The 10,968-nt window shown below is 42.2% G+C and carries 11 protein-coding genes; 8 read left to right on the top strand and 3 right to left on the bottom strand.

Annotated features, from left to right (window positions below; genetic code table 11):
• Window positions 1–45: 45 nt before the first annotated feature.
• Window positions 46–1,221: a T9SS type A sorting domain-containing protein gene (locus VK179_15460; protein ID HLO60146.1), complete on the top strand. Its 1,176-nt coding sequence runs from the start codon at window positions 46–48 to the stop codon at window positions 1,219–1,221.
• A 150-nt stretch (window positions 1,222–1,371) separates the two neighbouring features.
• Here VK179_15460 and VK179_15465 read toward each other — a convergent pair whose 3' ends face one another.
• Complete coding sequence (locus VK179_15465) at window positions 1,372–1,740, bottom strand: cupredoxin family copper-binding protein (protein ID HLO60147.1); 369 nt, start codon at window positions 1,738–1,740, stop codon at window positions 1,372–1,374.
• Window positions 1,741–1,790: 50 nt separating this feature from the next.
• Window positions 1,791–2,624 (bottom strand): hypothetical protein, encoded by an 834-nt coding sequence (locus VK179_15470; protein ID HLO60148.1) that lies wholly within the window; start codon window positions 2,622–2,624, stop codon window positions 1,791–1,793.
• A 179-nt stretch (window positions 2,625–2,803) separates the two neighbouring features.
• Between VK179_15470 and VK179_15475 the strand changes: the two genes are divergently transcribed.
• The 6 genes from VK179_15475 (at window position 2,804) to VK179_15500 (ending at window position 8,826) form a co-directional block, all read left to right on the top strand.
• Window positions 2,804–3,376: an RNA polymerase sigma-70 factor gene (locus tag VK179_15475; protein ID HLO60149.1), complete on the top strand. Its 573-nt coding sequence runs from the start codon at window positions 2,804–2,806 to the stop codon at window positions 3,374–3,376.
• 46 nt (window positions 3,377–3,422) lie between these two features.
• On the top strand, window positions 3,423–4,448 hold the full coding sequence (locus VK179_15480) for a FecR domain-containing protein (protein ID HLO60150.1): 1,026 nt from the start codon (window positions 3,423–3,425) through the stop codon (window positions 4,446–4,448).
• Window positions 4,448–7,075, top strand: a complete 2,628-nt coding sequence (locus VK179_15485) for a carboxypeptidase-like regulatory domain-containing protein (GenBank protein HLO60151.1) — start codon at window positions 4,448–4,450, stop codon at window positions 7,073–7,075. Before VK179_15480 ends, VK179_15485 begins: the two co-directional genes overlap by 1 nt.
• A gap of 104 nt (window positions 7,076–7,179) precedes the next feature.
• Window positions 7,180–7,650 (top strand): SgcJ/EcaC family oxidoreductase, encoded by a 471-nt coding sequence (locus VK179_15490; protein ID HLO60152.1) that lies wholly within the window; start codon window positions 7,180–7,182, stop codon window positions 7,648–7,650.
• Window positions 7,647–8,195 (top strand): DUF488 domain-containing protein, encoded by a 549-nt coding sequence (locus VK179_15495; GenBank protein ID HLO60153.1) that lies wholly within the window; start codon window positions 7,647–7,649, stop codon window positions 8,193–8,195. The genes VK179_15490 and VK179_15495 overlap by 4 nt, the downstream gene beginning before the upstream one ends.
• A 28-nt stretch (window positions 8,196–8,223) precedes the next feature.
• Complete coding sequence (locus VK179_15500) at window positions 8,224–8,826, top strand: dihydrofolate reductase family protein (GenBank protein ID HLO60154.1); 603 nt, start codon at window positions 8,224–8,226, stop codon at window positions 8,824–8,826.
• A gap of 300 nt (window positions 8,827–9,126) precedes the next feature.
• On the opposite strand, the gene VK179_15505 is transcribed toward VK179_15500, so the two are convergent.
• Window positions 9,127–9,702: a hypothetical protein gene (locus VK179_15505; GenBank protein HLO60155.1), complete on the bottom strand. Its 576-nt coding sequence runs from the start codon at window positions 9,700–9,702 to the stop codon at window positions 9,127–9,129.
• A gap of 78 nt (window positions 9,703–9,780) precedes the next feature.
• On the opposite strand from VK179_15505, the gene VK179_15510 reads away from it, so the two are divergent.
• Window positions 9,781–10,683 (top strand): DUF6569 family protein, encoded by a 903-nt coding sequence (locus VK179_15510; protein ID HLO60156.1) that lies wholly within the window; start codon window positions 9,781–9,783, stop codon window positions 10,681–10,683.
• The last annotated feature ends 285 nt before the right edge of the window (window positions 10,684–10,968 follow it).

Raw genomic sequence — 10,968 nt, forward strand, 5'->3', positions numbered from 1 at the left:
ACCTTAATATACACTTATCCAGAACTATAACCTAATTCAAAAACTATGAAAAAATTTTATTTTATCATTAGCTTTATGCTCATGGCATCACTCGTTGGTGCCCAGAACTTACGAAAAAGCGCTGATAATATGGGGTCAGGTGAAGACAAACCCGACAGCGCATTCTTTTCCTATTATCTCGGGCAATGGGTTACAAAAGACAAATTTGTTTTTACCTATGATGATGAGGAAAATACGGTGCAATGGACTGCATTCCACCGGGAATTAAATTCTGAGCCTTGGCAACTTAATGAAAGGGTCATCGATAAATACCATGTTAATGGGTATAAATTATCTCACATTGACCTTTTCTACAACCCGGAGGTCAGTGAATTTGAAAACCGTTTTTCTAATGTCTATACATATGATGCGTCCGGCAAAATGACCGGTATGTTTTCATTTAATTGGAATGATGCCATTCCTGGCTGGGACAGTACCGGAAAATATGAATATTCTTATACCGTTGCAGGTGATTCAATGGTTGAGTATGTTTTCGAGAAAAATTTGGCAGAAGATATCTGGAGTTTACGATATATGGATGAAGTTTTGTATACGCCATCCGGAAAGGAAAAAATAGGCACAGGCTTTCAATGGAATTCAGTAGAAAATAAATGGGATACCACGAATGAATACCGTTACTATTATGATGAAAACGACAATGACACGTTATACAGATTATTCGATTATAATGATGAAGGAGTTTCTGAATTATCGTTTGAAATGAAAACTGAATATAATGATCAGGGTCAAAAAATGCATATACATTATTACGGACTTGAAAGCGCTGTTTGGAAATATTCAGGTAAATCAGATCTCTTTTACAATGAATCAGGTAACTTAACACAAAGAATTACTTATAACTGGGATGACGAGGCCGGTGAATATTTGCCATCTTTTAAAGAAACAAATTATTATGATGGTTTAACCGAAATTGCATCATTAAAACCATCTGATATTTTGATATTTCCGAATCCCGCATCGGACTTCCTCGCTGTCAATTTGAACAAACCATCCTCTTCAGTCATTATTAAAATTTTTAATCTCAATGGAAATCTAGTACTTCAGAAGCAACTAAGGGATCAGGAACACATTCAGGTGGGCCATCTACCGGGTGGTGTGTATGTTTATGAAGTGCTGGACTCAGGCAATATTGTCAGGGGTAAGATAACAATTTGTAAATGATAGCTGTTAAAAAGATTTCTTAAATATCCCTGATGAACTTCGTGCAGCAGAGGCCTGCCACACGGTAAATCGCAGAAGCACTGAGTTTCTGCCCGGGGCAGTTAAAAAAAATGCCCCTTGCGGGGCATCTGGGAAGAAAATGAAAACCGGTTATTCAGTGACCACCACACTGGCCGTCATCTGGGGATGCGGAGTGCAATGGTAAGCAAAGGTACCGGTGGAATCGAATTTTTGACTGAACGAATCGTTCATAGAAATGCTTCCACTGTCGAAAAGCCCGTCATCACTGGTTACTGTGTGTGCCACATTATCGTAGTTTGTCCAGGTTATAGTGGTTCCAGCTTTCACGGATATAGTTGCCGGTGAAAAGGCAAAGCCCTGGATTTTTACTGTGTTTCCATTCCCGCCGTTGTTCCCCGAATAATCTTCGGAATCCTTTGAACAACTGATTGCTGCGCTCAACAGGATTAATAGTAACGGTAATCCTTTTCTTACAAGATAACTCTTTGAATTTTTCATGATAAACTGCTTTTATCGTTTATATTTGAAAGTTTGTTTGTTAAAACCAATCAATAACCGGTACCATGGTCGTTACCCGAATCGGATCCGCTGTCATTCCCTGAATTTGAACCACGGTCATCACCGGCATCCGAACTGCTGTCATTTCCTGAATGGGAACCATGATCATCGCCTGCTTCGAGCCTGCCTTCCGAGAAATGATATTCGCTGCATGTGGAAAGATTATACAGCACCGTATTATAGATGTCTGCATTTGAAGCGGAATTTATAACTATGGTTCCATCGGTAAGCGTTGCCCCATCAAGATCACTGGCTGAAATTCCGTCAAATAGCAGGCTGAGATTCATGTGTATCAGACTTGTATAATCTACCGAAGCATCCAACAGGTACCCTTCCTGCTTTACCCGCAGTTCGATATCTTCGTTCATTTCTAGTACAACCGGGATTTCAGTTCCAGCAGCATTGATATAAATTCCTGATAAATAAAATACCGGGGAACTTCCGGCATCCGACTGGTATGCCACCAATTTGAGGGAGACTTCGTGGTATACTCCCGGAGGCAGTGAAATGCTTCCTACAAAATTATTCAGTCCCAAAAGATCAATTGTCCGGGGACCTTTCCATTCATAGCTGATTTCCGGACCCTGGGAGTCCCCTTTTTCGGCTTCAAACTCAATTTTTGAAACCACCATATAACTGCTGTCCCAGATAAAAGTGGAAGCGGCAGCTGTAGATTTCTGCAATGAAAATGAAGCATTGGTTGCCTCCATTTTAATATCAAGCGATTTGGATGTTTCAGGTGTATCAACTGAGTCTTTCTGACACGAAACTGCAAGGAATCCGGCAGCCACACTGAGAAGGAAAAGGTTATTCGAAGTTTTCATGGTATTTAATTATTGATAATGGTTTGTATTTTTTTATTTTGTTCAGCTAAGACAAGAAAAAGACAAAAAGGTCCTAATTAATTTTCTTATTTTTTTCAAAGTCCCGTCTATAGCTGACTTCCAGCAGCCTGGTTTTGATTTCCATAAATTCACTAATTTTAGTTCGGCAACAGGAAATCATGAACCAACAGGAAGAAATAATCTGGCGAGGCATTCAGGAAAAGGATACCGCAATTTTCGAGCGGTATTATAAGGAGCATTATAAAAGTTTCTTCCTGATGGCCTGCCGGTATTTAAAAGACGCCGGCCAGGCATCGGAAATTGTGAATGATGTGTTCATGAAACTCTGGCAGGATGGCTCAGGAATGAGTATTGATTCATCACTTAAATCGTACATATATAAAGCCATTATCAACCGCTGTCTTAATGCCTTAAATAAAAGTAAAAGGGAAGGTTTTCATGTGGAGTTGGACAAGGTGCGGGATGTAGGTTATGAGATGAAGCAGATAGAAGATAATGAACTGATGGTAAAACTCTATACCGCGATTGACAGTCTGCCTGAAAAATGCAGGCAGGTTTTTGAGATGAGCCGTTTTGAAGAATTGAAGCAGCAGGAAATAGCTGACAAATTGGGAATTTCGATTAAAACCGTTAAGAATCATATTACCCTGGCATTGAAACAATTGAACCAGGCTGCTTTAAAATCAATACTTTTTTCCCTGTTGTTTTTCACCAAATTTTTTCGCTTATGATTGGGACTAACAGAATTATTTTTTGTCTTATGAGTGAAAGGTGATTATGGATAAACAATCAAAATATGATATTCCCTGGGAATTGATTGCTGACTTTCTGACCGGTAATTTTTCGGATGAACAGAATGATCAACTGCAGCAGTGGATTGCCATGAATAATGAAAACAGGGCTACGTTTGACCGGATCCGTGAACTATGGCGAAACGGCACCGGTGAGTATCTTTTATATAAAAAGGCCGATGAAAATGAGGCCTGGAAAGACCTTCAAAATAAAATCAGCGGGGATAAAAATACTGGTGAAACAAAAGTCATCCGGGTCGATTTTACCCCTAAGCGGAAAATTTTAAGAAATGTGCTTGCTATTGCATCGGTTTGTATAGGTTTACTTGTTGTATTATGGTACTTTAAAAGCCATGATACAGCTGATGTTTATATAACCGGAACAGACGCAAACAAAAAAATATCGCTGGCCGATGGAACGGTCATTTCGTTACATCCTCTCACCCGGATTGAAGTAAGGCATACTTTCAACAAGACGGACAGATCGGTTATCATGAAATCGGGTGAAGCAGATTTTGATGTGGTTCATCGCGCTGACATGCCTTTTATTGTTCAGATCGGCGAAGCTGAGATAAGGGATATCGGGACCCGGTTTAATATCCGAAGGGAAACCGGGATGATCCATGTTGCCGTCACAGACGGAAAAGTTGCCTTTGTAACGAATCGTACCCATGAAGCCAGGGAATTGGAAGCGGGATCATCTGTTAGTTTCAATGAACAAAGCAACCGATTCGGTGAAATAAATTCAATTGAATCGTCGGAAGCATTCAGAAATTGGCTTGATTTTGAAAACACCCCGTTAACTGAAGTGGTCCAATCGATTCAGAAGGTTTATGCAAAACATATTGAGATCGGTGACCATATCGGCAACAGGAAGCTCACGGCCAAATTGTATGGCATGCCTTTCGATACGGCAATCGAGGTTATCTGCAGTTCACTCGACCTTGAATATGCCGTTCAGGATAGTGTGTATGTGCTGAAAGCCAGGGTGGCGGACGAACAAGTTAAGTAATGCGCTCATTAAGAGTAAAAAATACCGGTTTTAAAACCACTGCCAGAAGTTGCTTAGTACTTCTGTTTTATTTTATTGTGACAATCATTATGTCTCCGGCTTATACACAGGAGCCGGGTTTAGGTCACCCCACTGTGACCCTTTCGGTTAATAACGCCGCTCTGTCAACGGTACTTTCAGAATTAGAGAGGCAAATACCTTATCGTTTTGCGTTCAATTCAGATCTCATTAAAGAACAAAAACCAATCACCATTGATACCAGGGACCAGGATCTGGATGCAGTATTATCCGAAATACTTAATCCTTTATCACTAACCTATACCCTTATCGGTAACCAGATTGTCATTCAGAAGGCTGTTCAGCCAGGCCGAATCACCATCAGTGGTTATGTTATGGATAGTCTGACAGGGGAATCCCTGCCGCAGGCGGTTTTATACATACCCGAACAGCAGATTTCAACATATACGAATAATTATGGGTTTTATTCGATCACACTCAATAAGCCGGCTCATTTTAATATCGCCGTATCTTACCTGGGTTTCCGGGGGGCTCACAAATCTATAGCGGCCTTAAGCAGTGCAACGCAGAATTTTTATCTGTCAGAAAGCAGGACTGAAATTCAGTCAGTCGTCATTAAAAAGGACAATCCGGATGATAACATAAAGAAAGTCTCCCCGGGGAAAACCGACGTTTCACTTGAAAGGTTAAAAAACGTGGCATCTTTCGGAGGTAATGGGGATATTCTCGGTTCCATACAAATGTTGCCCGGTGTGTTAGCCGGCCTTGACGGCAGGCCAGGGTATTTTATCCGGGGAGGAAATACCGATCAGAACCTGATTCAGCTGGATGAGGCTACGTTATACAATCCGGTTCATTTGTTGGGACTTGTAAGCATTTTCAATTCTTCAGCACTGAAAAGTGCCTATCTGCTGAAAGCCGGATTTCCTGCTTCTTTCGGTGATCATCTGAGTTCGGTTTTAGACATCACCATGAGGGAAGGTAATTCTCAGGAATTTGAAGGTGACCTTCAATTGGGTTCGGTTATAAGCGGAGTGACCTTATCAGGGCCGGTTATAAAAAATAAGGGGTCCTTTTTTGTTTCCGCCAGGAAAAGCACAATCGATCTTTTGTTCAAACCCCTGGACATTCCGGATTATTTCAGTGATTATACTTTTTATGATATCAATGCAAAGCTCAATTTCAATGCAGGTAAAAAAGACAGAGTATACCTGAGTTTTTACCAGGGCAGGGATAAGACGGCATATTCAAGAGATTCGTCGTTACAGAATCCGATCTCTTATGGATTGAATTACGGAAACCAGGCTGCTGTTTTGCGATGGAATCACTTGTTCAGTTCCAGGCTTTTTATGAATACTTCATTCATCTTTAACCGGTATTTCCACGAAGTAAATGCAAGGGAAGAAATATATGCTGCCCGCTTGTATTCCGGCATCCGGGATCTGAATTATAAAACTGATTTTTATTATTATCCCACCCTACGACATAAAATATCAGCAGGCATTAATTATTTATACCAGACACAATATCCGTCATCAGTCACAGACATTGAATATGACGCGGACTCGTCAGGAATTAACCCGGATCAAATTCCCAGGAAATATGCCCGCAGGGTTGCCGTTTATTTCGGTGATGAATTCAGGATCAGCAGAATGTTTATCTTGTATGCGGGTGCCCGTGTCCCTGCCTATTTTACAAATGAGGCTCATTTTATTCAGTTTGAACCGCGGTTGTCATTCATGCAGGTAATTAATCCATCCACCAGTCTGAAATTGAGTTACACCCAAATGCACCAGTTTCTTAACAGGGTTCAGAGCTTTAATTCTGCTTTCCCTGCTGAAATCTGGATTGGCTCAGGTAAAAATATCAAGCCACAGAACAGTACTGAAGTATCGATCGGATTATTTAAAAACTTCCGGGATAATATGTTTCAAACCAGCCTTGAAATATATTATAAGAAAATGGGAAACCAGGCGTTGTTCCGGGAAGGCGCCGAACCGGCTTTCAACAGCAATATCGATAAGATGCTCGTTTTTGGCGAAGGTAAAAGCTATGGTGCTGAGTTGTACCTGGGTAAAAACACAGGAAAACTAACAGGCTGGATTGCTTATACCCTTTCAAAAGTTTATCAGCAATTCGATTCACTGAATCTCGGGAATTCCTTTCCGTTCAGCGGTGACCGGCGCCACAGCCTTTATGTATCGGCAAGTTATCCGGTTACCGGCCATTGGCGGATTTCATCGAATTTTTTATTTGCCAGCGGCAGTGCCTTTACCCTGTTTAGTGAAACGGCCACCTACAACCCTATTTACTATGATCATGTTATCGGTAATGAAACACCTGATATGAACAGGCATAATAAGGTACAGAATAATTTCAGGCTTGAGCCCTATCATCGGCTTGATCTCAGCATCAGTTACAAAAGCAGCAGGACATTCAAAGCCAGGTTGCTTGAAACGGAGTGGGTATTATCGGTATATAACGTATATGCCCGTAAAAATACTTTTTTTGCTTATTGTTCATTTGATCCGGTCACACAAAAGCCGGTTCCGGTGCAGGTTTCGTTTGTCCCTGTCATACCGAGCCTTTCCTTCTATATCCGCTTCTGATACGGAAAGCCTCTGCATATTCTTAATAGCAGTAACCTCAATGCAGGTTAAAAACTTTTTAGCTGCAACGATGTTCTATGTATAAATCTAAAATACAAGTAATTATGTCCGGGAAGAAACTGTTTATTTTTGCTGTCATTTTATATTTACCTGCCATTGGTTTTTGTCAGAATGTGGATGAAACCGAAAAGGTAAAACAGGTCATTGAAGCTTTCCAGGATGATTTTAATAATGGTTCCTTTAAAAATGCTGCAGATTATACTACTTCCGACTGGGTTCACATAAATCCGGGCGGGGGAATTGCATCAGGCAGGGATGAAGTGCTGAAAGAAGTAAGATCGGTGCATCAGACGTTCCTTAAGAATGTAACCATGAAAATTGAATGGATTGATATCCGGTTTCTTGCACCTTCAGTTGCGCTTGCAGAGGTTGTTCATTCTATAAGTCCTTATGAACTGCCAAAGGGTACAATCCATACGGGTGAAAAGCAGACAAAAACCTATGTTGTAATTAAATCAGGGGATAAGTGGCTGCTAACCCTGGATCAGAATACAATTAAGGGATCACCGCAATGACAATTTACACTATCGGCCATTCCACCCGAAGTATAGAGGATTTTATTGAGTGTCTAAAATCATTTCAAATTGGCTATCTTGTGGATATACGAAGCCTTCCCGGATCAAGGAAACATCCCCATTTTAACAGGGAAAACCTGCAGGTAAGTTTACAGCAGGCAGGCATCCGGTATCTCCATTTTCCTGCGCTGGGAGGCAGGAGAAAGGTAAAGCCGGATTCAAAAAACACAGGGTGGAGGCTGGATGCTTTCAGGGGATACGCTGATTATATGGAAGGTTCAGAATTCAAGGAAGCCATTAAAGACCTTGAAGACCTAGCATTACGCGAAACGACTGCGTATATGTGTGCCGAAAGTGTCTGGTGGCGTTGTCACCGGTCGCTTGTTTCGGATTATCTTAAACTGAAAGGCTGGAAAGTAATTCATATCATGGACAGGTCGCACAGTATGGAGCACACCTACACCAAACCGGCAGTGGTTAAAGAGGGTGTATTAAGTTATCCTGGAAGTGATGATTCTAAACAAAGTCTTTTCCTTGATGTTTAGAACATAAACACGTAACCATTAACAACCTATGAGAAAAATTATTGTATTGCAGTTTCTGACGCTTGACGGCGTCATTCAGGGTCCCGGCGGCGCACAGGAGGATACCTCAGAAAATTTTAAATACGGCGGTTGGGTGGCACCGCATTGGGATGAAGTCCTTGATTCCACCATGGGCAAACAAATGAGTGAGAGGTCGGATTTGCTTCTCGGAAGAAAGACATATGATATTTTTGCATCGTACTGGCCTTCACATGCCGATGCATGGCCCGGTATCAATGAGGTTACCAAATATGTGGCTTCAAATACGATGAGTAAAGCGGACTGGAAAAATACAGTGATTCTCAGGGGCAATGTAGTTGAAGAATTGCGGAAGATCAGGCAACAGGAAGGGCCCGACCTCCAGGTTCACGGAAGCGCCAACTTCATTCAGACGCTGCTGAAGAATGACCTGGTGGATGAATTGTGGCTGAAGATATTTCCGGTAACCCTAGGAAAGGGCAAGAAGTTTTTCGATGGCGGTTCCATCCCTGCCAATTTCAGTTTGATTGAAGGCAAGGTATCGTCAAAAGGGGTTATAGTAGCGTCGTATAAGAGGGATGGGGAGGTAAAGGTTGCGGAAATAACTGCATAACCGGGGTTTCACCCCGAACCCCACTTCTTTCTTTGTCCTGTCACAAAGAAAGAAGCAAAGAAAAGACCAGACAAAACGACTCCCAACGCGCTCTGACGAAAGGCAGGAATTTCTAATAAACGGTCGCAAGCTCGTTTATAAGAAATTCCATGCCTTTCGTCATTCACAGCCTCGCCTCCTCCGCGTTTTGTCCCGGCCCACCCACGGTGCTTAGAATTGCGCTCTGCTTTAATCAGATCGTCATTGCGATGACCGGTTCCTACGGTCAGAAGCAATCTGCCCGCACAGGCAGACCATAATTTATAACCTAATCGAAGTGTAAATTTCCTCCCAGTTAATAGTTGATATAGGAACCGAATAACCGGTAATATCTTCATGAAGAAAGCCTGGTGCGGGTTCTTTGACAGCCATATCTTCAACTTTGAGGCTCTTTTCGGTATCTTTGGATGCCGGCCTCCGTGCATGCCTGCGAGGTGATTCAGGTAAGCCGGCCATCAGGGCATTCAATCGTTGCAGCACTATTTCCATCTCAGGATGGTTTACATCCCTCTTCACATCATTCAGCAGCTTGATAATCTTCATTACCAATGAGGAATCGGTAATGGTAACCGACATGATCGAATACGCCGGATCAGAATAAAAATACAATCCGTTCTTTTGCAGGATCGGTGCATTATACCCCAGGATATCACTCCTCATCACCCGGATGTCATCGCGGACAGTCCTTTCCGAAATCCTCTCATACCTTCCTCTGCACTCTGCCAGTGCATCCGAACATTTTTCAATGAGCTCATCAATAGACCATCTCCTTTTTCCCCCGAACAGGCATGAATTAATGGTTTTATAACGGATCAGTGCATTGAGGTTTGCCGGCATTCAACTTTTTTTAATAATGCAGAAAGACTGCATTGAGGTTCAGTTTATTTGTCCATTGAAAATTAAAAATAGAGAATTATGAAAACAATTGCAAAAAAACTGACGGCTTACGGAAACCTCGGAATAGTTCAATTCAAGCAGGAACCCCGGTCGGTTATCGCATTCATTCCCGGGGCACCTGAAATGAAAAGCGGCGGTCTTGTGATTTCAGAATCAACCGGCGAGGGAGTTGTAGGTCAACTTATCGCCATGAATCATACAAAGAATTATTTGCTCCTTACCGATGCTGACATTCTTGTCGGCGCCAAACAAAACAGGGTGGTGAATTATTCCCTGCTGCTTGCACCGTATTCAAAGACCACGCTGGATGTTTCGTGTATTGAAAGACTCAGGTGGCATTATGTATCGGATAAATTTGATGCACCGAAGACCGTGGCAGAGCACATGCTTCGCAAAGAGAAAACCAGATCGCTTTCCCTTAAATTCCAGCCAGGTTCTTTTCAGCCTCACACCCAATCGATTGTTTGGTCGCATATTCATGCGAACCTGGAAGAGAACAAGTGTTTCAGCGAAACCGAAAGTTACGCCGACCTGATTGACCATCGGATGAAAAAGATTGAAAACAAAATTCCGGCCTGTGAGCCCGAAAACGAATGCAACGGGATAGCCGTTGTACTAAATCATAAAGTAATCTCGGCTGATGTTTTTGGCAATGATGAGGTATACCGGTATTATTTCCCTTTGTTAAGGGATTCCGCTTTCAGGGCAGCCGAATTCTGGAATACGGAAACCGATCTGGAGGAAGACGAGGCCTTTTACAGGGTGCTTGATTTCCTTGACAATGCTGACCATTGTGCAAGGAGGACTGTAAAGGATTACAAAGGTTCGGGTGTTTTTCAGATGATTGAAAATAATATGGTTGTGGGACAAGAACTGACATTTGAAAACCAGCCGGTTCATATAGCGTTGTTTGCGAAATAGGTTCAGAGGAAGTCGGAGAAGTTCAAAACAAAATTTCACCTTAATGTAAAACCCACAGGGAATGCGGCGTTAGGAAAGGTTAAGTAAATTGTGTTATGCGTCAGGGGGCCGCGTTTTCTGTGGTTATGTTGTTCCGCCGTTCGGTTGACGCAAAGCTCATAGCCTCAACTTAAGCACCAATCCGCGTTAGCTGATTAATGTGATTAGCGCCGGCTGAAAGCCGGTGTCCTTGGCATTCATGATTTCACAGCCGCGTTAGCGGTTGAATTTGAACATGCAGAAACA

This window comes from Bacteroidales bacterium, assembly GCA_035299085.1.
In the GTDB taxonomy this organism is placed as follows: domain Bacteria; phylum Bacteroidota; class Bacteroidia; order Bacteroidales; family UBA10428; genus UBA5072.